Genomic DNA, 24,436 nt, shown 5'->3' on the forward strand with positions numbered 1-24,436 from the left:
TCTCAAGGGTGCTGCGGCGGCCGTTCGCCTCTGCCGTCGCGGGGATCAGAGGCCGGGCCGCTGGCACCCTCGGGTGGAGAGTGCCAATACCGAATCTAGGCCGCGATTAGCACTCGGTCAACTCGAGTGCCAGATTCTCGCTCTCGGCGCAGCGCCGCACCCGGTGTGATCGCCCGGCCGCTTTCCGCCACCGAGGTCTGGGCGAACCGCACCTTCGCATGGGACCGTCGTGTCTGTAGGTTCCCGATCCGCCCCGGGATCGACTGCTCGAGGAGAGAACCATGGCCCTCCGTCTCCCGTCCCTGCCGAAGCCGGCCCTCCCCAAGCTGACCTCCCGCAAGGGCGTCGTACTGGCAACGCTCGCGGTCAGCCCGTTCGTCGTCGCAGGCCTCGCGGCCAACGGTCTCCACAACTCCTCCCCCGCCGGCCCCACCCAAGCCGCGCCGGCGCCAGGCGGCGGAGCGCCCCCAGCAGCTCCACTACTGGTCCGGCCGGCTCAGGACACCACGGCAATGCGAACCGCTGCGGAAGCTCAGGCAGCCGCTGCAACCCCGCAATGCCTGTACGCCCGGCTGGTACCTGTCGGCAGAACCGGCTGGGGCATCCCCCTGCCTGCGGTCTGGAACAGCACAAGCACCACCTGCAACCTCATGTACGGCGACGACCCGTACCGGACCACCTCCCGCAGAGGCGACCCGGACACCGCCATCCGGACCCTGCAGCGCAATCTGAACTACTGCTACGGCTACAAGCTCACAGTGGACGGCGTCTACGGCAGCAACACCCGCGGGGTGATCCGGGCGGTCCAGAAGCGCCACGGGCTGGCCGTTGACGGCATCTACGGCCCCAAGACCCGCTCAGCGATGAACTGGCGCCTGTTCTCCACCAGGACCAACACCTGGAGCAAGGCCTGCTCCAGCCCGCTCTGAGCGGCGGGGCAGACTGTGCCGGGTGACACCTGACTCGATCTCGCTGCTACTGGCGCCGGCCGGAGCCGCAGTTCTGGCCGAGGCCTGCGCCAGCTACACGCCTGGAGGCGAGCTACGCCTGGTCGAGAAGCTCAGACGCCGGTACGACGCTGCTGTGGTGACCGCCGCGGTCACGCAGGCGTCGCTGCGCCACAGGGCAGCCGCCAAGTTCGGAGCAGCAGACGCAGCGCGGATGTACTTCACGCCAGACGGCCTGGAGCAGGCCACGAGGACAGCAGTCGGGGCACACCGGGCCGCGCGCATCGCCCGCACACTCCCGGAAGCCACAGTGATCGACCTGGGCTGCGGGATCGGTGGCGACCTGATCAGCGCGGCTCGGGCCGGGTTGCGAGTCACTGGTGTCGAGCGCGATCCCGCGACGGCTGCAGCAGCTCGGGCCAACCTTGCCGCACTAGAGCTGCCGGGAGAGGTGCTGGTAGGAGACGCGGAGGAGCAGGACGTCTCGCAGTACGAGGTGGTCTTTGCTGATCCGGCTCGGCGGGCGGATGGGAAGCGGGTGTTCGACCACAACGCCTACTCGCCGCCCTGGTCCTTCATCACCGCTCTGCTGTCAGGCACTGCCTGCGTGAAAGTCGCCCCTGGCATCCCCCACGAGGCTGTGCCGGAGGGCGTCGAGGCGGAGTGGGTCAGCGACGCCGGCGAGGTCAAAGAAGCAGCACTGTGGTCAGGCAAGCTCTACGCCGGTACTACGCGCCGCGCGACCCTCCTGCCGAGCGGCGCGACAGTGACGTCAGCACCCGAGGTGGAGAGCGCCCCGGTCGGCCGGTACATCTACGAACCCGACGGAGCCGTCGTCAGAGCCGGGCTGGTGACAGCAGTGGCCGAGGCCGTCGACGGTTGGCTTCTCGATCCGCGGATCGCTTATGTGAGCGGCGATACCCCAGTGGCCACGCCGCTGGCTTCGGCGTACGAGGTGGTCGAAGAGCTGCCCTACAAGGAGAAGGCGCTGCGGTCCTGGGTTCGCGCGCAGGACATCGGGACGCTGGAGATCAAGAAGCGCGGGGTGGATTTCGACCCCGCCGTCCTGCGCAAGAAGCTGTCGCCCAAGGGTTCCGCCAGTGCCACGCTGATCGTCACCCGGATCGGCCGGGACGCGGTCGCGTACTCCTGTCGCCGACTTGCGCTCGCACTGGATTCGAACATATGATCGATCCCACGAGCGGGCTCCTGGCCGGCTCGCCGACGGACGAGGTGCTGCGTCTGTTGCCGCTACCCGGTCAGGAGCCCGCCACTAAGAACTCGCAGGCGCAGCCGCGCCTGTGCGATGTCCAGCACGCCGCGCCTCGGGCTGTCTGAGGGGCTTGAGCGCGGTAGCTCGACGATGCTGTCGGTGTCGGTGGTCAGGTTGGGGGTGGTGCCGGTGACGAAGTCGCGGACCAAGGCGTTCCAGTCGGCGCTTCGGCGGAGTAGCTCATGTGTCTCGCCTTCGAGGGAGAACAGAGCGACCGGCACCCCCGAGGCACGCAGCCGCTGGGCATAGGCCGCCGTCTCCGCCGGGTTCGTGATCCGGTCGTCCGCGCCATGGGCCAGGACGACCGGACCGCGGACCGCCACCAACGGCTCACCCCGCGGAAGCCACGGCGCGAGCGCAAGCACCCCGGCCACCCGAGAATGGTTGCCAGCAGCAACAACAGCGCGGCCGCCCATCGAGTGTCCGATCAGCAGCACGCGTGTGATCCGCTCGGGCAACCGGTCGAGCACGGCTCGAAGGTCGGCGGCAGGATGCGCCTCGGCGCCGTTCCACCCCTGGTACCGGTAGCGCATGAGCCCGACGGCGGACCCGGGCGCGGCCTTGATCGCCGCCGCCGCGAACGGCCACATCCGCAGGATCGGCGCCCGCCACGAACCCGTCTCGACCACGGAGTTCTCCTTGCCGCCATGCGCGAGCAGCACCAGCTGCGTCGCGTCCGGGGGCGACTTCAGCAGATCGATCCGGGGGAAACTCACGATGCGCCGTACAGGACCGCTGGGGTCTGCTGGACGACCAGGAACCTGCTCGGGTCCGCCAGATCCTCGAACCCGTACGACCGGTAGAGCCCGTGCGCATCAGCCGTCGCCAGCAACGTCCGCCGCAAACCTTGCAGGTCCGGATGCTCCAGCAACGTCGACACCACAAACCTGCCGAGCCCATGTCCGCGGTGCGACTCCAGCACGAACACGTCGGCGATCCAGGCGAAGGTGGCCCGGTCCGTCGCCGCCCGCGCATAGGCGACCTGGGCACCGGCAGCGGCGTACACCCCAATGTTCAGGCTGTTCGCGATCGCCTTCGCCATCACGTCACGGGGGATGCCGGCCGCCCAGTACGACGTACTGATGAACCCGTGCACCACGTCGAGATCGATCCGCGCCGCATCGTCGTCCGCCACGAAACCGCCCGGGTGCTCCCACCTCATCAGTTCAGCACCGTCGTGATCGGCATGGACGAGTCGGCCGGCAGCCCCAACGGCGACGGCGTCTTCCCGGCCCGGACCAGCTCCGAACCCAGCGCCGCCACCATCGCGCCGTTGTCCGTGCACAACCCCGGCCGCGGAACCCGTACTGCGATCCCCGCCGCCGAGCAACGCTCCTCGGCCATCGCGCGCAGCCGGGAGTTCGCCGCGACCCCGCCGCCGATCAGCAGATGCTCGTACCCGCGGTCCTTGCAGGCGTCGATCGCCTTCCGGACCAGCACATCGCAGACCGCCTCCTGGAAGGCAGCGGCGACGTGGTTCACCGGCACGTCCTCGCCATCTCGCCGCTTCGCCTCGACCCACCGGGCGACGGCTGTCTTCAAACCGGAGAAGGAGAAGTCGAAGCGATGCCGCTCCAGATCCCGCTGGCTGGTCAGCCCGCGCGGGAACTTCACGTACAGCGCGTCCCCGCCGTCCCGTGCCGCCTTGTCGATATATGGACCTCCGGGGAACGGCAGGCCGAGCACCCGCGCCACCTTGTCGAAGGCCTCGCCGGCCGCGTCGTCGATGGTCGCGCCCATCGGCTCGACGCCGACCGTGATGTCCTCGACCGCGAGCAGCGACGAGTGGCCGCCAGAGACCAGCATCGCGATCGCGCCCCTGGGAATGTCACCGTGTTCGAGAGTGTCCACGGCGACGTGCGCGGCGAGGTGGTTCACGCCGTACAGCGGCTTCTCGAGGGAGAGCGCGAGTCCCTTGGCCGCGGCGACGCCGACCAGTAGCGCGCCGGCCAGGCCGGGGCCGCTGGTGACGGCGATCGCGTCGACGTCGGAGGGTTTGATCCCCGCGGTCTCGCAAGCGCGCCGGATCGTCGGCACCATCGCCTCGAGGTGCGCGCGACTGGCCACCTCGGGGACGACGCCGCCGAACCTGGCGTGCTCCTCGACACTGGAGGCGATCGCGTCGGCGAGCAGGGTCTGCCCGCGGACGATGCCGACCCCGGTCTCGTCGCACGACGTCTCGATCCCCAGGATCAGGGGCTCGTTGTCACTCATGGTCCTCCTGCCATCGCATCACGACCGCGTCCTCGCCACCGGCGTAGTACCCGCGCCGCCGGCTGATCTCCCCGAAGCCGAAGCCACGGTACAACGCCTCCGCCGATTTGTTGCCTGCAGCAACTTCCAGCAGGACGGTCCGGCCGGCGCAGCGCTGCAACGCGGCCGTCATCAACTGCCCGCCGATCCCGGTACGCCGCTCCGCCGGGTCGACCGCGATCCGCAGCAACTCCACCGGGTCGTCCTCAACCGACGGGACCAGCAGTACGACGTACCCGACCGCACGCCCTTCGTCGGCCACCAGCACGACGCGGTCCGTCTCCAGCCGGGCGAACTCCTCGCGCCAGGACTCCGAACTCCACGCCGACGAGCCGAAGCAGACGCGGTCCAGCGCCACGAGAGCATCGAGGTCTTTCGCGACGGCCGGGCGGATCGCAGGTCTCACTTCGGGAGCACGCTCTTGGGTCCGCCGGACATCGTGACGTCGGGGCGCCGCAGGTACAGCGGGTCCGGCGCGACCACCGGCAACGTCCCGGTCGCCACCCCGAGAGCCAGTACTTCGGCCGACGGGTACTCGATCACGTCGCTCGACTCGAGTGCGAGCGCCTCGGCGTACAGGACCGCGCCACGGCCGATCACTGGCAAGCCGGCGAGGACATGCGCGACGTCGGCCGGGCGATCCACGGCTGGTCCTTCCAGGCGTCGACGACTGCCGTCAGCCGCGGGGCCGTCGTACAGGGCCCAGTAGATCTCCTTGCGACGCGCGTCGGTCGCGACGGCGACCGGCAGGCTCAGCGACGACTGCCGCGCGAGGATGTCGAGACTGCAAACCCCGGCCACCTCGATCCCGAGCACGTCGGCCATCGTCCGCGCGGTCACCAACCCGACGCGCAACCCGGTGAACGGACCCGGCCCAACCCCCACAGCAATCTTCGTGAGATCCCCCGGCCGGCACCCAGCAGTCTCCAACGCCTCCGCAATAGCAGGCGCCAGCAACTCCCCATGCCGCAAGGCATCTACCGTCGAGGACGACGCGATAGTCGCCCCACTGACCGGATCAGCCAAAGCAACCGTCACAGCAGCACTGGACGTATCAAACGCAAGCAGCATGATTCAGCCCTTCTCCAGGACAGAGAGATGGACTCCGGCCTCGGCCCAGCGAGGTCCTGCTGGGGTGATTCTCAGGGAGCGGGTTTCGTCGGTGTCGTTGTCGCCTCGGGTGACGACTATGTCCAGGCGGTCGGGGGCTAGGGACTCGGCCAGGCCTTGGCCCCATTCGACGACGGTTACTGCTTCTTCGAGGCTGGCGTCGAGGTCGAGGTCGTCGAGTTCCGCGAAACCGCCGAGGCGGTAGGCGTCGACGTGGACCAACGCCGGGCCGCCCGACAGCGACGGATGCACGCGGGAGATGACGAAGGTGGGCGAGGTGATGTCGCCGCGCACCTTCAGCCCCGCGCCAAGCCCTTGGGTGAACGTCGTCTTGCCGGCCCCGAGATCACCCGACAGGACCAGTACGTCGCCCGCCCGCAACTGCCCCGCCAACTCTTCCGCGGCCGCACGCATGTCCTCGGCGGTCGGAACAGTCAGCGAGATCGGCATCGCCTTCGCATAGATCAGGTTCTGCCCTTCACGAGCGACCACCGAATACCCACGCCGACGCCAGAACTCGACCGTGTCAGGCAGCTCCACCCGAGCGACCAACCGGATCCGCCGCAACCCACGCGCCCGGGCCGCGTCTTCAGCACAACCAACCATCGCCGACGCCACCCCACGCCCTTGGAAGCGCGGATCCACCGACACCCGGCGCAACCCGAGTACGTCGCCCGATACGTCGTACAGGACCGCCCCGGCCGGTTCGCCGTCGATGCGCACCAGCAGTCCGCCGTACTGCGCGACGGCGGCGCCTACGGTGGAGGCGTTCTCGGACAGCGCGGTGGACGGCGGGTCGAGGGTGCGGCGGGCGGCGAAGGCGTGGTGGATCACCGCGACGATCTCGTCCACGTGCTCCGCGGTCGCGTCCACCACGTGCAGGTCGGTCATGTCTGTCCCAGGGCTAGTTCGGCCCGCTCGATCATTCCGAGCAGGGCCGCGGTGAACTCACGATGATGCTCGATCAGGCCGAGATGACCGCAGTTCGGTACCTCGACCAGCTCGGCTCCCGGCACGTGCCGGACGATCTCCTCGGAGTGCTCGAACGGCGTCAGGTGGTCCTTGTCGCCGGCGATCACCACACACTCGACCTTCTGCAACGGCTCCAGCGCGCCGTACTTGTCGTGCAGCGCGAAGATCGGGTAGAACTCCGCGATCACCGAGATCGGCGTCGCGGCGATCATCTCGTTGACGAACTCGGTGTAGGCCGGCGGCACCTCGGAGCCGAACGAGTACTTCCGGGTCAGCAGGTAGCTGATGTCCGTGCCCGCCTTGCGGCTGCGCTCGACCACATCGGGGATCCGGGCCAGCGCGGACACCGTCGGGGTGGCCAGCGTCCGGACCATCATCCCGATCCGGCCCGGCAGCGCGATCGGCACCTGGTCCAGCCCGCCCGCGCTGGTCGAGCACAACCCGACGCCGATCACCCGGTCGCCGAACAGTTCCGGGTGCAACTCGGCCAGCGCCATGATCGACATACCGCCCATCGAGTGCCCGACCAGGATCACCGGACCGGTCGGCGCGAACTTCTCCAGGATCCCGTACAGGTCGCGGCCGAGCTGCTCGATGCTGACGTTCTCCTTCGGCGACCGACCCGATCGCCCATGCGAGCGCTGGTCGTAGAAGACCATCGTGCCGATCCCGGCCAGGTCGCGCCGCTCGAAGTGCCAGCAGTCCATGTTCAGCCCGTAGCCGTGCAAGAAGATCACAGTGAGATCCTCGGGCGGGTTCACCACCTTGCGCCGGAGTCCACGCTTCTTCTCCGGCTCAGGCCGACGCGAGCGCTTCAGCTCGTCGACCTCGACGTACAGCTCGACCCCGTCGTCGGCGGTGAAGACGTGCGGCGTACCGCGCAGCGATCCGAAGGGCTCGGCCTCGAGCTGCGCGCGCTGACCCGATCGGCGGCCGATCAGCTGCCGCTCGACGGCCACGCCGGCGGCAGCACCCGCGGCGAGCACTCCGACCGCGGCGCCGATCAGGCCGGCAGTGCGGCCTACTTTTGCCATGCCGGTCACCTCCCGCCGACGTACCGGCGGGGCACGCGGGCGCCCAGCCGGGTGACGATCTCGTAGCTGATGGTTCCTGCCGCATCCGCCCAGTCGTCCGCGGTCGGCTCACCGTCGACGCCCGGCCCGAACAGCACGACCTCGTCGCCGGCGGCGGCCTGGTCGTCCTCGAGATTGACCACGCACTGATCCATGCAGATCCGGCCGACGATGGTACGACGCTCGCCGGCGACCTGGACCGGCGCACCGTTCGAGGCGTGCCGCGGCAGCCCGTCGCCGTACCCGAGCGGGACCAGTCCGAGCGTCGAGGGTTTGGGCGCCGTCCAGGTCAGCCCGTACGAGACGCCGACGCCGGCCGGCACCCGCTTCACCATCGCGAACCGCGCGTGCAACGTCATCGCCGGCCGCAGCCCGAACTCCTCCCCCGGCACCTCGTGCCCGAACGGAGACAGCCCGTACGTCGCGATGCCGGGCCGGACCAGATCGAAATGCGTCTCCGGCAACGCGAGCGTGCCACCCGAGTTCGCCAGGTGCCGCAGCCCCGGGTCGATCCCGAACGACTCCACCACGTCGACAGCCGAGGTGAACGTCGCGACCTGATACTCGTTCACCGGGCTCTTCGGTTCGTCCGACGACGCGAGGTGCGACCAGACCCCGGCGATCTCGATCCGCCCGGTCCTGACCTCCGCCAGCGCGGCCCGGATCAGGTCAGGCCAGTCCTCCGGTACTGCGCCCCCGCGGCTCATGCCGGTGTCGATCTTCAGGTGCACCCGGGCCGGCCGGTCGTCCACACCGGCGGCGATCTCGTCGATCTCCCAGGGCGCGGACGCGGACAGGTCGATGCCGGCGGCAATGGCCTGCTCGAGCGGCTCGCCGGGCGTGGTCAGCCAGCAGAAGATCGGCCCGGTGTCGCCGGCCTCCCGCAGCGCGAGGGCCTCGTCGAGCACGGCCGCGCCGATCCAGTCCGCGCCGGCCTCCCGCGCGGCCCGGGCGACCGGGATCATCCCGTGCCCGTACGCGTCGGCCTTGACCACCGTCATCAGCTGGGCGGTAGCCGCACGCGCACGCAGCGCGGCCACGTTGTGGCGGATCGCGCCGAGGTCCACGACCGCTTCGGCACGAACCTTCGAGGGATCTACAGGCTCTGACATAGCCCTACTAGTCTCTCAGGCCGCTGAGATGAGCTCCGGGAGGGCGGTCATGTTGTGGAAAACGGCGGTCGCCTCGGTGAGTTTGGCGGGGTCGGTCATCGCGGCGTAGCCGAACACCCGCATGCCGGCCGCGTTGGCGGCGGCGACGCCGAGCGGGCTGTCCTCGACCACCACGCAGTCGGCCGGTTTGACGCCCATCGTGGTCGCCGCGTGCAGGAAAAGGTCGGGAGCCGGCTTGCCGTGCGCCACGTCCTCCGCGCTGAAGATCCGGCCCTCGAACCGGTCCCAGAAACCGACCGTGGTCAGCGCGGTGTGGATCCGCCGGTGCGTCCCGGACGAGGCAAGGCAATAGGTGATGCCGTCGGCATCCAGCCGATCCAGCACCTCCCGGACGCCGGGCACCGGCTGCAGCTCGGCGAACGCGGCGAACAACCGCTCGTGGTATCGGTCCTCGAGGTCCAGCGGCAACGGTGAGCCGAGCTTGGCCTCGGCCTTCTGCCGCATCGAGACCATGCTGCCGCCCATGAAGTCGCGGACCGTCTCCTCGAACGTGTACGGCAGACCCGCCTCGGTCAACAGCTCGGCCAGGATCCCGTTCGCCAGCCGCTCGGAATCCACCAGCACACCGTCGTTGTCGAAGATCACCAGTCCGGGTCCAGTCACGTCCTCGACCCTACGACAACGAGACCAGTCGCTTGGCGGTCCGCTCGGCCACCACCCGCAGCGCCTCGATCGCGGCCACGACCGCCGCACTCTGCATCAACTCAGCCCGAACCAGTACGCCGACCTGACGCTCAGGCGAAGTCCGCACAGGCAACACAGCCACGCCTGTCCCTGGCGCCGCATGTAGCGCAAGCCCCGGCAGCAAGGTGACAGCAAGCCCTTCGGCCACCAGCCGCTGAGCAACCACATAGTCATCGGTCCGATGCCGCACATCCGGCACAAACCCAGCGGCCCGCGTCGTCACCAGCAGGTTCTCCTCACACCGTGGACACCCCGCAACCCACCGCTCGTCAGCGAGATCCCCCAGCGCAATCGGCCGAGTCCGACCCGCCAGACGATGACCGGACGGCACCACAGCCCGCAGCGGATCATCGAGCAACGGCACCCAGACGAGATCACCTTCAGGCACAGCCTCATGCTCGAAGACGACCGCGAGGTCGGCATCTCCCGCCGTCACCAGGGCTCGAGCTTCGGGTGGTTCTGCTTCTGTCAGTCGTACTTCGAGCGCGGGCGCGCGTGACTCCAGGTTCGCCAGCGCAGGCGGCACCAAGACAGCAGCCGCCGACGGGAACGCGGCGAGCGACAGCGTGCCCAACTCCATCGAGGCGAAGGCCCGCAACTCCTTCTCGGCGGCTGTCAGCCGGGCGGCGAGCGCGTCGGCGTGCGCCAGCAGCGCAGTACCGGCTTCGGTCAGGGTGATGCCGCGGACGGAGCGGAGCATCAGCGGGATGCCGACGTCGCGTTCCAGCCGCTGCATGTGCTGCCCGACGGCGGGTTGCGTCCAGCCCAGCGCGGTCGCCGCCGCCGACAACGACCCCAGACGGGCTACTTCACGGAAGATCAGCAGTCGTCTGGGGTCGAGGTCAGTGGTCATTCCTACTCGTCTACCACCGGGCTGCCCGGCCGGCAGCGCTTCGGCAGCGGGTCGATGTCGCAGCCGGTCAGGATGCGCATGATCTGCGGATCGTGATCGCTGGCCTGGTCGGAGAACTCGGCGTTGATGTGCACGACGCCGTACGAGTAGCCCTTGATCGACGGGCTGATCGCGATGTGGTCGAGCACCTGCGAGTTGCCGTCGAAGACGTAGCTGTACCGCTCGGCGACGGGCAGCGTGTCCATCAGCGTCTTCAGCACCGTGCCGTCGCCGGTCAGTGTCTTGATGGCCGGGCTGAACTGGTAGTCGTTCAGATCGCCCAGGACGACGACGCGAGCCCGGCCTCTGCTCTTCTCGCTGAGATCCTTGACGAACTCGTGCACCTCGGCGGACTGCTGCAGCCGCTGGACCTCGGTACCGCGCACCGGCGGCTGGACGGCCGCCGTCAGCGGCTGGTCGCCACCCTTGGAGTTGAAGTGGTTGGCGATCACGAACAGCTGCTTGTCACCGTCGAAGCGGAACTCGCCGACCAGCGGCTTGCGGCTGTCTTCCCACGCGCTGCTGAGCGGGTCGATCCGGCCAGGAGAGACCGACAGCGCGACCTGGTTGCTGGTCGGCCGAGCGCGGACCACCGAGACGGCCGTGTTCGCGTCACCGCCCGGCCGGTCGACGAACGTGGTACGGGCGGGGTTGAACAGGAACCCCACCCGGATGTTTCCGCCGGGCTGGCCGCCGTCGACGTCGTCGGCCGGGTCGATCGAGCGCCACTGGTACGCCGGTCCGCCGGCCGCCCGGATCGCGGCCACGAACTTCGCCACGGTCTGGTCGGCCGCGACGACGGCGTCGTTGGTCGGACCGTTGTTGTCCTGGATCTCCTCCAACGCGAGGATGTCGGGCGATCCGAGGTTGGACACGACGGCCTGCGCCAGCCGGGCGAACTTGGACGCAGGGTTGGTGGCGGCCAGGTTCTCCACGTTGTAGGTCGCGATGGTCAGGTCGCCGGCCTTCTTGGGCGGCAGCACCTTCTGCCTCTTCAGGCCGCCTTCGGTGATCGCGCCGAGCTGCGTCGCCTGCAGCACATAGCCACCGAACGACTGATAGTCGAGCGGACCCGTGGTGCCGGCGGCAAGAGTGGAGCCGACGTTCGCGGCAGGCGCGCCGGTCAGCGACAGCACCATCAGCCGGCCGCTGTTCGGGTCGTCGTAGGACTTGTAGACGGTGCCACCGCGCGGCGTCGGGTTCTGACCCGGCTTGAGCGTCACCCAGAGCTCGTCGTACTCGGTGTCGACCGGGCTGATCAGGCGCGTGTCCTGAGCCAGGGTGATCCGCATGCCCTCGTGCACCTCGAGCCAGTCCAGCACGTAGCTCGACGGCTCCAGCGGCTGGGTCTCGAGGTTGCCGGTCTTCGTGTAGGCATCCGGGAAGGACACCGGTACCGCGGCCGGCAGCGCGTTGCCGCCGCTGACCTTGATGGTCTTGACCGTGCCGCCGATCTCGGTGAGCGTCTGCGCCCCCGCGTTCGGCCGAAACTCGGTGACGCGGCCGGAGGCGACGACCGAGTCGCCGACGGCGACAGCGGGCGTGGTGCGACCGGTGTAGACGAACAGGCCCTCGCTGGTCAACGGGTCGGCGTCAGCGGCCGGGTCCTGGAACCAGTAGCCGCGTGAGCTGCCCGTGACCCGGACCGCCGTGACGATGCCCGGGACGTTCGTGACGTTGGTGCCCACCAGTGGGGAGACCCGGCTGCCGCCCTGGATGTCGTGGATGCGGTGCGGGCCGGGGGTCGGGTCGTCCGGGGTGCCGGGGTCGTCTCCGGCGGTGACAGTGGTCCCGGCGGAGTTCGTCGCCTTCGGTACGCCGGAGGCGAAGTCGGCCGCGTTGTTGTCGGTGTCGGTCATCGCGCCGGTCCGCGCGTTGGCCGTCGTGTTGCTCAGCCCGGGGGCCGCGGTCCCCTCGACGTTCGCGGTCGCGCCGTAGCCGACCAGGTCTTTGACGTCCGGTGCGGTGGCGCAACTGGTCCCGCAGCCCGAGAGCGCGGTCTGCCTCGTCACCAGCGCGACGACGCCGGAGCTGCCCGACATCGGAATCGTGCCGATCGCGTCAGGCGTGGGCAGGGCGGTCGTCCCGGCCGCTCCCGCGGCCTGCTGGACCAGGTACTTGCCCCGCGCCGGGATGCTGCCGGTCAGGTTGGTGAGCTGGAAGGTCGTGCCCGCGGCCGACGTGTACTGGACCGACCACGACGAGACGTCGACCGGGCTGTCGCTCAGGTTCGCGAGCTCGATGTAGTCGTTCTTGAAGATCGCGCCGGAGTTGCCGCCGCCGCCGTACACGGCGGAGATGACGACGTCGGTCGAGAGGGCGTTCGCGGTACCGGGATGCCCGGCCATCGCCGCGATCACGGCCAGCGGGATCGCCGCCGCCACGATGCGCCGGCGCGCTCTGGAGATTGCCACAGGAAATTCGCTCCTAGCTCGGAAAGGGGTTCACGCAGGAGCATGGTGCTATGAAGAGCAGCGCGAAACCAGCGTTGGTGAGTATTTGCTTTTCTCCCCCGCGATGTTCACCTGCTCAAAGCGTTCGTTTGAGCTGACCTCAGCAGGACGGCCTACCACTTGGGCCCGGTCCGGCCGAGGGTTGAACCATGACGAGCATCGAACAGGCCCAGCGCGAGTTCGCCCCGGCCGGCATCTACCTGAACACCGCCACCTTCGGCCTGCCACCGCGAGCGAGCTGGGACGCCTTGCAGAGCGCGCTGATCGGCTGGCGCTCAGGGACGGCCAACCCGGCGGAGTACGACGAACCGCTGGCCCGCGCGCGAGCGGCGTACGGGGAACTGGTCGGCGTCGATCCCGGCCTGATCGCGGTCGGCAGTCAGGTTTCGGTATTCGCGGGAATGGTCGCCAACTGGTTACCTACTAATAGCGACGTGTTGATTGCGGAGGGTGAATTCACCAGTCTGACTTTTCCGTTTTGCGCGCTCGGCCACCGCGTCCGCGAAGTGCCGTTGGAACGCCTCGCCGACGAAGTTCGCCCGGACACCGCTTTGGTCGCGGTCTCCTCGGTGCAGTCGTCGGACGGCCGGATCGCCGACCTCGACGCGCTGCGCGCTACCGGCGTACGGGTGCTGCTCGACACCACGCAGTCGGCCGGGTGGCTGCCGATCGACGCCTCGCAGTACGCGTTCACCATCGCGGGCGGCTACAAGTGGCTGCTCACCCCGCGCGGTACCGCCTTCTTCACCGTGCGGCCCGAGTACCTCGACGCCCTCACCCCACTCAACGCCAACTGGTACGCCGGTCCGTCGCCCTGGACGAGCATCTACGGGTCACCCCTGCGACTGGCCGAGGACGCCCGCCGCTTCGACCTCTCGCCCGCCTGGCACTGCTGGGTGGCTGCTGCTCCGGCACTCGAACTCCTCCGGGCTGTCGGGGTCAACGCCATCCATACGCACAATCTGAAGCTCGCGGCCGCCTTCCGGGATGCGACCGGCCTTGCCCCCTCCAACTCCGCGATCGTGTCCGCCGAGGCTGACGAGAAGGTGCCCGAGTTGATGACAGAGGCCGGCATCGTCGCTTCCTTCCGCGCGGGCCGGCTCCGGATGGCGTTCCACCTCACCACCACCGCGGACGACGTGGCACGCGCGGCCGAAGTACTGGGTGGACATCTTCGCTAGCTGTGCAACGCCTGGGTGCACCGCGGCGTCCGTAGGTTGTGAGAATGCGAATGGTGGTTGTCGCCGCGGCCGGGCTGATGCTGTTGAGCGCGTGCGGGAACGAGTCCGCGGCCAGTGGTTCGCTGGACGGGAAGTCGTTCCTGTCCGTGAGCGTGACGGAGAACGGCAAGCCCAAGCAGCTGGCACCGCAGACCCGGATCCAGCTGCAGTTCCTCGACGGCAGCCGGCTGAGCGCGAGCGCCGGCTGTAACTCCATGATCGGCAAGGTGTCGCGAGGTGACGGCAAACTGACCGTCAAGGACCTCGAGACGACCGGCATGGGTTGTGACCCGGCCCGGCACGCGCAGGACGACTGGCTGGCCAATCTGCTGCAGGACAAGCCCTCGTGGAAGCTCGCGGGCGACAAGCTCACCGTCAGCCAGGGCCCCACCGAGATCGTCCTGCAGGACCGCGAGACCGCACAGCCGGACAAGCCGCTGGACGGGACCAAGTGGTCGCTGGAGACCGTGATCTCCGGCGAGACCGCCTCGCACACGGAGGGCTCCGAGAAGGCGTACTTCACGATCAACGGCGAGCGGATCACCGGCTCGACGGGCTGCAACGGCTTCGAGGGCAAGGTCGCGAGGTCCGGCAACAAGCTGACCTTCGGTGAGCTCAGCTCGACCCGCAAGGCCTGTGTCGGCGAAGAGGGCAAGCTCGAGCAGACCGTTCTGGCCGCCTTGAAGGGTGAGCTGACCTACACCATCGAGGCCGACCGCCTGAAGCTTCGCGCTCCCGACGGCAACGGCATCGACCTCACCGCCCGCTGAGCCGTACGTCGAACGCCTGCACCTGGTCCTGCGGTGTCTCGAAGGAGATCAGCAACCGACCGTCCTCGGCCAGCCTGGCGCGCTGCGCCGGGGTCAGCGGGATAGAGATGCGTTTCACCCCGGTGGTGAGCTGCTGACTCGCCTGCTTCACCACATGGCCGCTCATGTCCGGCGACCAGGGCGGATAGCCGCCGTCGGTGACAGCACACGGCGTGAGCCCGTAGCTGGGCGGAGGATCGGCTGCAGGCGAGCAGCTGGTCGTGTAGACCGGGATCGCCCCGATCAGGCCGCTCCAGAGGAACAGGCGAGCCGTGCCCGGAGTACCGGCGTACGTGTAGAGCTCTACCGACGTGCGGCCCAACCCGGCGTACAGGACCTTGAGTTCTGACGTTGGGACGCGACCGGAGATCGGTACGCCGTTGCGTGCCGACTGCGCGATCGTCTGGGGCGACAGTGCTCCGTTGAGGTTGGGGTTGGACACGTTCGGCGGTGCCGGGGTGGTCGGGCGATCAGCGGGCGGGGTGTAGCCGGTGAGGGACGCCTGACCCCAGCGGTACGGGTCGGACTGGACCGAGCCGAGTGCCGACCAGCCGAGGCGCGTACTCATGTCGATGTGCCGCAGCGTCGTCGTACCGGCTGCTGAGGTGTCGTCGTTGTCGTACGGCGTGATGTTCAGCCCCAGCTTGGCCGGGTCAACCGCAGCGGGGAGCGCTGCGAGCGGGATCTTCACCTCGAGGTCATACCCGCCACCGGCGTACGCGTGTGGTGTCGTGGTCTCGTTGCTGCCGACCCACTGCGCAGTCGACGCGACTTGCACTCCGGGGGCGTTGCCGATGCTGAGCGGTCCGGTCGAGTAGCCCTGGTGGTTGTCGGCATCGCGTTCCCAGCAGGGCCCGTTCACGCCGTTGCCGTTGCGGTTGGCCGGGTCGTTGGTGAACGGGAAGATGCCGAGCTTGAAGGTGTTCGCGGTGTCCTTGAGCACCTGCGAGGCAGTACCGCGCGGGTCGAGCAGGATCTCCACCGAGTCGGCCTGCCAGTGCCCGACGCACTCCTCGGGCGTGACGGCATAGGACTGGTAGTCGTCGCGGACGTGGACGAAGAAGTACAGCGCGTCGTCCGACCAGGTGACCTTCGCAGTACTGCCCTCGCCCGTCGACGAGACGCCGCAGTCGTCGACACCGGTACAACCGCTCGCGCCCTGCCAGATGCGGCCGAGGTCGAGTGTCGGACCGTCGTACTCGCCGGGCGTTGCTGAGCCGTCGACGACCGGCGTGGCCGATGCCTTGGCGATCGCGGTGGAGGGGACGAGCGACAGCGTCAGCGTCTCGCTGCTGGATCCAGTGACGATAGGGATCTGGACGTTCTGCGTCGCAGGCAAGGTGGTGTCGGTGTTGGTGAGCTGGAACGTCACCGTGGTCTCCGCGCCCGGCTGCAAAGCGTCGTACGGCTTCGTGGTCGCGTCGGCCGTGAAGTTGGCCGGCAAGGTGAGACCGACCGTCCCGCTCTGCGGCCGGCTGGACCAGTTGTGCACGACGACCGGCAGCGCGATCGTGCTGCCGACCGGCATCGACTGGACCGCCGCCGAGCGGCCGAGGCGGGCGGCCTGCGGTGCCGTGCCGGCCAGCCATTCGTCGTACTCCTGCCAGTTCCCCCAGCGCTGGAAGCGGCCTTCAATTGGCGGCACGATCCGGACGACGTTGTCGGTGTAGCCGGTCTTGGTGCCACTGGTGAAGAGTGCGGAGATCTTGAAGTTCTGGTTGACCGTCGCGGTCGGGCTGGGCGTGACGGTGAAGGTCACCTCTTTGCTGCCGTCGACCTTGCCGACCAGCTTGGGCCCGTCGGTCGTCCAGCCGGGTGGCACCGTGAGTTCGACCTTGCCGGGGTTCAGTTTGCCTTTGAGGTGTAGCGTCGCTTGGAAGGGCTCACCCGCAACGTTGAAGAACCGCGAGAAGGTGAGGTACTCCAGCGTCCCCTTCGGCAGCCCGCCCGGATCCGGTTTGGTCGCGCCGAACAGGATCGCGTCGTCCAGGCCGGCTTGAGGGCTGGTGTTCGGCTGGAACGGTACGAACGACTGCGTCATCGCGAACCGCGGGCAGGCAGGAGCCGAGTCGCCCTTGTACATCACGCGACTCTGCGTCGGGTACGCCGCGCGTCCTTCGTCCGCGACCTGCTGCCAGATCTTCGCCGACCCGGCCGGCTTGCCCTGCAGGTTGCCGGCCGGCCACTTGTACGGCGAGTCGTAGCCGGTCCAGACGCCCGCGACCGTGTCGAGTCCACTGGGGACGAACCCGGTGGTGCAGTTGGGTGAGGTGGTCGTCCCGCCGGTGCCCGCAGTACTGCCACCCGAGAACACCTTCTTCACCTGCCAGGTGCTCAAGGCGTTCTTGCCCTGCAACTGCTCGGGGAACTTGGTCGGGTCGGCGGCCGCGAGCACGCCTTCCCAGATCAGCCGCCCGGCCTGCTGATGGTTGCCGTGCCCGGCGTTGAGCGTCGGGGTGAAGCCGATGTAGATCTCCGGCTGCGTCGTCCGGATCACCCGGGTGACGCGGCGCAGCGTCTCCTCCTCGTCCCAGAAGTACTGAGTCAGCGGCGCGCTCTGGTTGTAGAAGAAGTCGACCCGGTCCAGGTTGAAGATGTCGATCGTGCCGGAGCGGTAGTGCGCAACCCGGTCCTCATTCTCCCGGCGCAGTCCGAGCTCCGGCCCGAGCTCGTTACCGGCCGAGTTCCCGCCGCCTTCGCCGCGGGTGACCATGATGATTCCGCACTTGATCCCGTACTTCTGATGCCAGACGCCGCACGGCCCGATGATGCTCGTGTCGTCGTCCGGGTGGGCCCACTCCCCCATCACGTCGATCTTGGTCGCGCGGTCCGCGACGTACGGCGTACTGGCGGCTGCCGCTGGTGTTGCGGCCGTTGCTGTCGAGGGAAGGCCTGCGACGCTGAGCAGGATGGCCAGGAACAGGACGAGTAGGCGCTTCATGTGCGGACTCCTCGGGCGGTGGAGGCACTGGCACCTCTGTCCTACCCGCTTGTTTCCCCTTCAAGCAAGCCTTTTCCGAGCAACTGCCGGGTCGCCGCCGGCACCTTGGCCGCGACCTGCATGGCGGTGATCGGACCGCCGTCGGCCGCCAGGTTGGCCGCAGCTGCATGCAGGTACGCCCCTGCGGCCGCCGCGTCGATCGGAGTCAGCCCTGCGGCCAGCAGAGAACCACACAGCCCAGCCAGTACGTCGCCCGCGCCCGCTGTGGCGAGCCACGCGCCGGCGTTGTTGTTGACGCGGACCTGACCGTCGGGCGCTGCGATAACGGTGGTCGAGCCCTTGAGGAGGACTGTCACGTCGAAGCGTTCCGCCGCCTCGCGGGCGTGTTTCAGGCGTTCGGACTCCACCTGCGAACGCTCGACGCCCAGCATCCGGGCAAGCTCCCCGGCATGCGGGGTGATCAGCACGCTTGGGTGATCGCCAGTGTCGTCGAGCGCCTTCAGCCCGTCGGCATCGAGGAGCACGGGCTCATCACCGTCGAGCAAGTCGCGCACCTTGGGAACGTCGAGTTCGTCGCCGAGACCCGAGCCGATCGCCCAGGCCTGAACCCGGCCCTCGCCGGCCACGATCTCGGGATGCTCGGCCCGGACGGCTTCGGCGACGGCGTCCGGACCGACGTACCGGAGCATCCCGATCGGACCCGCCAGCGCGCCCGAGGTCGCGATGACCGCGGCGCCCGGATATTGCGCCGACCCTGCCATCAGGCCGAGGACGCCACGGGAGTACTTGTCGGACTCGCCGGTCGGTACCGGGTAGAGCTTGCGGATGTCGACCGACTGGAGCGACTTGATCGGCGCGGGCGGGAGGTCAAGGCCGATGTCGACGAGATGGACCGGCCCGCACGCCGCGGCGGCCGGGTCGATCAGGTGACAGATCTTGTGGGTGCCGAAGGTGACGGTCAGTGCTGCCTTGACGTGCTCCGCGGGAGTTTCGCCGGTGTCCACGTCGACCCCCGAGGGCATGTCGACGGCGACGATCGGCACGTGGTGTTCCTCGGCACGGCGTACGGCGTCTCGCGCCTCCGGCTTCAGCCCCGGTCGCCCCCCGATGCCGACGATGCCATCGACAACTACATCGGCTGTGGCGATGTCGTCCGTGGTGCCCACCCGGCCGCCGGCTGTCAGCAATGCGGCGAGGCCTTCCCGGTGGTACTTGTCCGAGAGCAGGACGGCCACCACCTGAGCGCCGCGGCGGGCCAGCTTTTCGCCGGCGTACAGGGCATCTCCGCCGTTGTCACCCGAACCGGCCAGCAGCACCACGCGGGCGCCGTACGTAAATCCGATGAAGTTGCTGATGGCAACAGCAAGCCCGGTCGCGGCACGCTGCAGCAGCATTCCGTCCGGGAGCTTGGCCATCAGCTCGGCCTCGGCGGCCCGGACCTGCTCGACGGTGTGGGCGCGGCGCATCTCAACCCTCCAGGATGACGACCGCCGACGCGATGCCGGCGTCATGGCTCAAGGACAGATGCAGACTCTGTACCCCGAGCCGCGCGGCCTGCTCGGCGACCGTCCCGGTGATCTCCAGCCACGGCCGGCCGCTGTCGTCGGTCCACACCTCAGCGTCGCGCCAGTGCATCCCGGCCGGCGCGCCGAGCGCCTTGGCCAGCGCCTCCTTGGCGGCGAAGCGGGCCGCCAGCGAGGCCGGCGGCTTCTTCGCCTCGGCCTCGGTGAAGACCCGGGCGCGCAGTCCCGGCGTCCGCTCGAGCGTCTTCATGAACCGCTCGACATCGACCACATCGATGCCCACGCCGACGATCATGGGGTCCGTGGTGTGACAACTGCCACACCCACAGTCTCGTTGCCGCACATGCCGGTCAGCGTATCCCCGCCAGGTGTGGGAAGAATGGGCCCCATGCTGCAGCCGTCGCGGGAGGTGACCCCGTACACCGAGCTGGACCGCGCCGCCTGGGCCCAACTGGCCGAGACGACCGAGTCACCGCTGACGGCCGAGGAGATCGAGCGGCTACGTGGTCTCGGGGACGAGATCGACATCGACGAGGTCCGCGAGGTGTACCTGCCGCTGTCCCGGATCCTGTCCCTCTACGTACGGCACGCCCGGGCGCTGCACTCCGACACCGAGGCGTTCCTCGGCAAACCGGCCGCGGCCCGCACCCCGTTCGTGATCGGCATCGGCGGATCGGTTGCCGTCGGCAAGTCCACTACTGCCCGGCTGCTCCGCGAACTCCTGGCCCGCTGGCCCGAGCACCCCCGCGTCGCCCTCGTCACCACCGACGGCTTCCTGTGGCCCAACGCCGAGCTCGAACGCCGCGGCCTGATGCTGCGCAAGGGCTTCCCGGAGTCCTACGACCGCAAGTCGCTCCTGCGCTTCGTGGTCGAGGTGAAGTCCGGCATGGACAACGTCGAGGCGCCGGTCTACTCCCACCTGCACTACGACCGGATGCCGGATGTCCGCACCACGGTCGAACAACCCGACATCCTGCTGCTAGAAGGCCTCAACGTCCTCCAGCCGGCCCCTCGCCACGCGGACGGCAAGAGCGGCCTGGCGGTGAGCGACTTCTTCGACTTCTCGGTCTACGTCGACGCGGCGGCCGACGACATCCGTTCCTGGTACGTCCACCGGTTTTTGAAGCTGTGGGAAACGGCCTTCCGCAACCCCGAGTCCTACTTCGTCCGCTACGGCGAACTCAGTCGCGAAGAAGCCATCGCCAAAGCCGAGTCCCTGTGGGACGGCATCAACGGCCCCAACCTCCGCGAGAACATCCTCCCCACCCGCTCCCGAGCCACCCTCGTCCTCCGCAAAGGCGCCGACCACGCAGTCCGCTGGGTCCGCCTCCGCAAACTCTGACCTGCCCGCGATCCCCACGCCGCCTTCCCGAGCCGGGCGAGCCGAAGCCCGTTGAGCAGCCCACGCCAGCCTCCGTCGCAGGAGCAACCCAGGAGTGGCCAAGCCGTAACTGGCAGCCTCCGTTGACCTTCCGGTGGCCGGCGGAGCGGGCAACGAGGCCGGGCCGGGCCGGGACAACCTCACCGCCGACCAAGTGGTGACGCTCCGGTGATCACAATCCCCGGTCGCTGACCGGCGTCAGGCTCTCATCGCCTTATAAACAAGGAATTCGGTGCATCTCGCGATTTGCACCGGCCGTCACTGAGTGTTAGTATCGAACACATGTGGCTCTCCTCGGGCTTCTGTGGGTTCGCCGGTGACTGAGGAGGGTTTCTTGTTGTGTGGTGGGGTTTCGCGGTGTGTTGGGGCGTGAAATGAGCGACGCGCACGTGTTCGCCCTTTAGGTTCGGGAGTTGCTGAGACAACCGAACGAAAGGGCGACGCACGTGCGCGTCACGACAGTATTTAACAGGGTTCTGGGGCTGGATGACACCTCGGTGGCCGGTGTCGTGTTTGCCGGCGGTGAGGCGGTTGTGACTGTGCGCCGCCTGGCCAAGGTGCATCGGTGCCCTTGTGGTTGCCGGGTTCCGGGGCGTTATGACCGGTCGGTTCGCCGGTGGCGTCATGTCGATGCCTGTGGTTTGAAGGTCTGGCTGGAGGCTGAGGTCGCGCGGATCTGGTGTCCTGATTGTGAGCGGGTCCGGACCGAGGATGTGCCGTGGGCGCGGCCAGGGGCGAGGCATTCACGGGCTTTCGAGGACACCGTGGCGTGGTTGGCGGCCCGGATGGACAAGACCAGCCTGGCGCAGCTGATGCGCTGCTCGTGGGAAGCAGTCGACCGGATCGTGGGCCGGGTCGTGGTCGAGCGTCTCGACGACAGCCGGCTGAACAATCTGGTCCGGATCGGCGTCGACGAGATCTCTTATCTACGGGGACATCGCTACCTGACCGTGGTCGTCGACCACGACTCCGGGCGCGTGGTGTGGGTCGGCAAAGGGCACGGCGTGGAGACGATTGCGGCGTTCTACCGGGAGCTGGGGTTCCTGCGCCGTAAGAAGCTGCGAGCGGTCACCATGGATGCCAGCGGAACCTACATTTCGGTGACCCGGGCGATGGCGCCGCAGGCGGTGATCTGTATTGATCCGTTCCACGTCATCAAGTGGGCCAATGAAGCGCTCGATTCAGCTTTCCGTAACAGCGCGATCCCCACCTTGAGAGCCGAGATGAAACAGGCCCGGAGCAACGCTGCCTGGCGCAAAGCACGGTTCGCGTTGCGAGCCGGACGGGAGAAGCTCCGGACCGAACACCTCAAGATTCTCAAGGTCATCCGGGCTGAGCGCACCGAACTCCACAAGGTCTACCTGCTCAAAGAAGAACTCCGCGACCTGTTCCAGATCATCGATCCCAGCCAGGCCTCGAGCTACCTCCACAGCTGGGTCCAACGAGCCACCGGCAGCGGCAGTGCTGCGTTCAGAACCCTGGCCCACAAAATCATCCGGCACGCCGACGGCATCATCGCTGCAGTCGAACTCGGCTTGTCGAACTCCCGCAGCGAAGGCGTCAACACCAAAATCCGGGTCATCCAGCGCCGCGGTTACGGACATCCGAAAGCACAATCACTGGCCACGATGATCTACCTGTGCTGCAGCGGAATCCAGCTTTCCTTACCCACACAAAGGTGAGGAGAGCCACACATGTTCGCATCCGATGTCAGTGAGTACACGGCCCGGGAGACGCTGTCCGCGGCCGACGAACTGACCGTGCTGCGTGACCGCCTCGACGTCCAGCTGCTACGCCTCGGCCAGCACTTCGCCGACCTCCACCCCGCACCTGCCACCGTGTCCGACCACGAACTCGTCCCAGGCGGCGAACAAACCCGCGTGTACGGCGGCGCCGGCTGCCCCGCGGTCGCCGAGTTCGCGGTCGCCGAATTCGGTGCGGTCACCGGCCGCTCCACCCACGCGGCCGCCCGCTACATCGGCCAGGCCCTGGCGCTGCGCCACCGCCTGCCCAGACTCTGGGCCCAGGTCGAGTCCGGCCACGCCACCCCCTGGAAGGCCTGCAACGTCGCCCAAGCCTGCCGGGAACTGTCCGAACAGGCCGCCGGAATCGTCGACCGGCGAGTCGCCGCCATCGTCAACACCCTCAGCCCACTGCGCCTGCACAACATCGTCAAAGCCGCCATCTGGGAAGCAGACCCGATCGCCGCCCGCGCGCAAGCAGAACAACGAGCCCGCGAACGAGGCGTCTGGACCGGCCGCACCGACGGACTCGGCACCACCACGCTGTTCGTCAAAGCCGCCACCGGCGACATCATCCGCTTCCAGGCCACCCTCGACCAGCTCGCCGACGCCCTCGCCGCCCTCGGCGACACCTCACCCCTCAACGACCGCCGAGCCCGCGCCATCGGCCTCATCGCCGACCCCGCCCTAACCACCGACCTCCTCCAAGTAGCCCACCACCTCACCCCACCCAACCCCGCTCACCCGCTCGAGCCCGCACCCGCAACCGCACCCGCACCCGCACCCGCACCCGCACCCGAGCCTGCCGCTCTTGCATCCGCGCCTGCACTCGCTCCCGAACGCGAACCTGCCGTGCCTGCACCCACGCCCGCTCCCGCACGCGAGCTTGCCGCTCCCGCGCCTGCCGCTCTTGCGCCCACGCCCGCACTCCCTCCCGCACGCGAGCCTGCCGCGTCTGCAGCCGCGCCTGCTCTTGAACTGCAGCCCGCTACCGAGATCGCTGCACCCGCGAGCGCCGAGCCGGCGACACCCGCCGAGTTCGGTGACCGTGCGCCACAGGAGCCGCGGCCGGGATCTCAGCCTGTGCGAAGGCCCTGGGACGAGGCGCCCGGCGCCGACGAGCCCGAGCCGGACCAGAAGCCAGTGCCGGAGTCCAGCCAGCCCGAGGCGGGCGACGAAGGCACGTCCAGGCTCGAGCCGGAGGAGCTTCGGCGGCTGATCGCCAAACTGGCCGCCACCCAGCAGCCCACCAGTCACAAGCCCAGCCGCAGGCAGCGCGGTGGCACGATGCTCTACGTCCACCTCACCGACGAAACCCTCCGCACCGGCGAAGGCATCGCCCGCATCGAGGGACACGGACCCCTGCTGATCACCCGGCTGGAAGAACTCACCGGCCACAACCACATCACCGTCCGCCCCGTCATCGACCTCAACGACAAACTCAGCGTCGACGCCTACGAAATCCCCCAGCGAATCCGCGAACACCTCAAACTCAAATACCCCGCAGAACAGTTCGTCTACGGCACCGCCGACACCAGCCGCACCCCCGACCTCGACCACATCCAACCCTTCACACCCAACGGCCCACCCGGCCAAACCAACACCGACAACCTCATCCCGCTCCGGCGCTTCAGCCACCGGGCCAAAACCCACGGCGGCTGGCAGGTCCACCGCCTCAACGACCACACCCTCGAATGGACCACCCGCAACGGCTTCAAATTCATCGTCGACCACCACGGCACCCGCCCAGCCGACCGCCAGTAAAACCGACCAGCAACCTCGCCAACACTGACCAGCCGAGGCCCGATGCCACCGGCAACGGCAGCGGCAGCGGCAGTGGCAGCTGCAGTGACAGTGGCGTGGCCAGCAACCGCCGCGGCAGCGCGCGGGGGCGGTAGCGCGCGGGGCGAGCCACCCGGGGTGTGCAGGATCCGGACCTGCCTGTACTCCGTCCAACGTCACGGCACGAGCCATGTCGGACAGAGCCGGCG

21 protein-coding genes are annotated in these 24,436 nt (G+C 68.6%); 7 read left to right on the forward strand and 14 right to left on the reverse strand.

Translation table 11 applies throughout. From position 1 onward, the window contains the following. The first annotated feature begins 281 nt into the window (after positions 1 to 281). Positions 282 to 929: a peptidoglycan-binding domain-containing protein gene (locus tag ACQPYM_RS35940; RefSeq protein WP_433009805.1), complete on the forward strand. Its 648-nt coding sequence runs from the start codon at positions 282 to 284 to the stop codon at positions 927 to 929. Between the two features lie 22 nt (positions 930 to 951). Continuing rightward, positions 952 to 2,136: a THUMP-like domain-containing protein gene (locus ACQPYM_RS35945; protein ID WP_433009807.1), complete on the forward strand. Its 1,185-nt coding sequence runs from the start codon at positions 952 to 954 to the stop codon at positions 2,134 to 2,136. A 62-nt stretch (positions 2,137 to 2,198) separates the two neighbouring features. Here the strand turns inward: ACQPYM_RS35945 and ACQPYM_RS35950 are convergent, their stop codons facing one another. Genes ACQPYM_RS35950 through ACQPYM_RS36000 form a run of 11 tightly spaced genes read right to left on the reverse strand, consistent with a single transcriptional unit; the run spans position 2,199 to position 12,790 of the window. Continuing rightward, complete coding sequence (locus tag ACQPYM_RS35950; RefSeq protein WP_433009810.1) at positions 2,199 to 2,936, reverse strand: dienelactone hydrolase family protein; 738 nt, start codon at positions 2,934 to 2,936, stop codon at positions 2,199 to 2,201. Continuing rightward, entirely contained in the window at positions 2,933 to 3,382 is a 450-nt protein-coding gene (locus ACQPYM_RS35955) for a GNAT family N-acetyltransferase (protein ID WP_433009813.1), read from the reverse strand. Before ACQPYM_RS35955 ends, ACQPYM_RS35950 begins: the two co-directional genes overlap by 4 nt. Next, on the reverse strand, positions 3,382 to 4,434 hold the full coding sequence (tsaD, locus tag ACQPYM_RS35960; protein WP_433009815.1) for a tRNA (adenosine(37)-N6)-threonylcarbamoyltransferase complex transferase subunit TsaD: 1,053 nt from the start codon (positions 4,432 to 4,434) through the stop codon (positions 3,382 to 3,384). Before tsaD ends, ACQPYM_RS35955 begins: the two co-directional genes overlap by 1 nt. Next, entirely contained in the window at positions 4,427 to 4,879 is a 453-nt protein-coding gene (locus tag ACQPYM_RS35965; protein ID WP_433009817.1) for a GNAT family N-acetyltransferase, read from the reverse strand. Before ACQPYM_RS35965 ends, tsaD begins: the two co-directional genes overlap by 8 nt. Beyond that, positions 4,876 to 5,544, reverse strand: coding sequence for a tRNA (adenosine(37)-N6)-threonylcarbamoyltransferase complex dimerization subunit type 1 TsaB (gene tsaB, locus ACQPYM_RS35970; protein ID WP_433009819.1), 669 nt, complete (start codon positions 5,542 to 5,544; stop codon positions 4,876 to 4,878). The genes ACQPYM_RS35965 and tsaB overlap by 4 nt, the downstream gene beginning before the upstream one ends. 3 nt (positions 5,545 to 5,547) lie before the next feature. Beyond that, positions 5,548 to 6,474, reverse strand: coding sequence for a tRNA (adenosine(37)-N6)-threonylcarbamoyltransferase complex ATPase subunit type 1 TsaE (gene tsaE / locus ACQPYM_RS35975; protein ID WP_433009822.1), 927 nt, complete (start codon positions 6,472 to 6,474; stop codon positions 5,548 to 5,550). Beyond that, the gene (locus tag ACQPYM_RS35980) at positions 6,471 to 7,589 is read right to left on the reverse strand and encodes an alpha/beta fold hydrolase (RefSeq protein ID WP_433009825.1); all 1,119 of its coding nucleotides are present in this window, start codon (positions 7,587 to 7,589) and stop codon (positions 6,471 to 6,473) included. Before ACQPYM_RS35980 ends, tsaE begins: the two co-directional genes overlap by 4 nt. A gap of 5 nt (positions 7,590 to 7,594) precedes the next feature. Continuing rightward, positions 7,595 to 8,740, reverse strand: coding sequence for an alanine racemase (alr, locus tag ACQPYM_RS35985; RefSeq protein ID WP_433009827.1), 1,146 nt, complete (start codon positions 8,738 to 8,740; stop codon positions 7,595 to 7,597). A gap of 15 nt (positions 8,741 to 8,755) precedes the next feature. After that, positions 8,756 to 9,403 carry an HAD family hydrolase gene (locus ACQPYM_RS35990; protein WP_433009830.1) on the reverse strand — a complete coding sequence of 216 codons (648 nt, stop codon included), beginning with the start codon at positions 9,401 to 9,403 and terminating at the stop codon, positions 8,756 to 8,758. A gap of 10 nt (positions 9,404 to 9,413) precedes the next feature. Then, entirely contained in the window at positions 9,414 to 10,337 is a 924-nt protein-coding gene (locus ACQPYM_RS35995; RefSeq protein WP_433009832.1) for a LysR family transcriptional regulator, read from the reverse strand. A 2-nt stretch (positions 10,338 to 10,339) separates the two neighbouring features. Beyond that, complete coding sequence (locus ACQPYM_RS36000; RefSeq protein WP_433009835.1) at positions 10,340 to 12,790, reverse strand: lamin tail domain-containing protein; 2,451 nt, start codon at positions 12,788 to 12,790, stop codon at positions 10,340 to 10,342. 188 nt (positions 12,791 to 12,978) lie between these two features. Between ACQPYM_RS36000 and ACQPYM_RS36005 the strand changes: the two genes are divergently transcribed. Beyond that, positions 12,979 to 14,010: an aminotransferase class V-fold PLP-dependent enzyme gene (locus ACQPYM_RS36005; protein ID WP_433009837.1), complete on the forward strand. Its 1,032-nt coding sequence runs from the start codon at positions 12,979 to 12,981 to the stop codon at positions 14,008 to 14,010. Positions 14,011 to 14,054: 44 nt separating this feature from the next. Continuing rightward, a complete protein-coding gene (locus ACQPYM_RS36010) occupies positions 14,055 to 14,819 on the forward strand; it encodes an META domain-containing protein (protein WP_433009840.1) in 765 nt (254 codons plus the stop codon). Here the strand turns inward: ACQPYM_RS36010 and ACQPYM_RS36015 are convergent. From ACQPYM_RS36015 to ACQPYM_RS36025, 3 genes are read right to left on the reverse strand one after another with little or no spacing between them, the layout of a single operon-like run. Then, positions 14,806 to 17,799 carry a sugar-binding protein gene (locus tag ACQPYM_RS36015; RefSeq protein ID WP_433009843.1) on the reverse strand — a complete coding sequence of 998 codons (2,994 nt, stop codon included), beginning with the start codon at positions 17,797 to 17,799 and terminating at the stop codon, positions 14,806 to 14,808. The two genes, ACQPYM_RS36010 and ACQPYM_RS36015, sit on opposite strands and share 14 nt — an antisense overlap. A 41-nt stretch (positions 17,800 to 17,840) precedes the next feature. Beyond that, positions 17,841 to 19,265, reverse strand: coding sequence for an NAD(P)H-hydrate dehydratase (locus ACQPYM_RS36020; protein ID WP_433009846.1), 1,425 nt, complete (start codon positions 19,263 to 19,265; stop codon positions 17,841 to 17,843). Between the two features lies 1 nt (position 19,266). Further along, entirely contained in the window at positions 19,267 to 19,617 is a 351-nt protein-coding gene (locus ACQPYM_RS36025; RefSeq protein WP_433009849.1) for a holo-ACP synthase, read from the reverse strand. 93 nt (positions 19,618 to 19,710) lie between these two features. Between ACQPYM_RS36025 and coaA the strand changes: the two genes are divergently transcribed. From coaA to ACQPYM_RS36040, 3 genes are all read left to right on the forward strand, one after another. Continuing rightward, positions 19,711 to 20,664, forward strand: coding sequence for a type I pantothenate kinase (gene coaA, locus ACQPYM_RS36030; RefSeq protein ID WP_433009852.1), 954 nt, complete (start codon positions 19,711 to 19,713; stop codon positions 20,662 to 20,664). A gap of 485 nt (positions 20,665 to 21,149) precedes the next feature. Then, complete coding sequence (locus ACQPYM_RS36035; RefSeq protein WP_433004723.1) at positions 21,150 to 22,385, forward strand: ISL3 family transposase; 1,236 nt, start codon at positions 21,150 to 21,152, stop codon at positions 22,383 to 22,385. Between the two features lie 12 nt (positions 22,386 to 22,397). Then, positions 22,398 to 24,209 carry a DUF222 domain-containing protein gene (locus ACQPYM_RS36040; protein WP_433009855.1) on the forward strand — a complete coding sequence of 604 codons (1,812 nt, stop codon included), beginning with the start codon at positions 22,398 to 22,400 and terminating at the stop codon, positions 24,207 to 24,209. Positions 24,210 to 24,436: the final 227 nt, after the last annotated feature.

It is taken from the genome of Kribbella sp. CA-294648, assembly GCF_050943845.1.
GTDB lineage: Bacteria > Actinomycetota > Actinomycetes > Propionibacteriales > Kribbellaceae > Kribbella.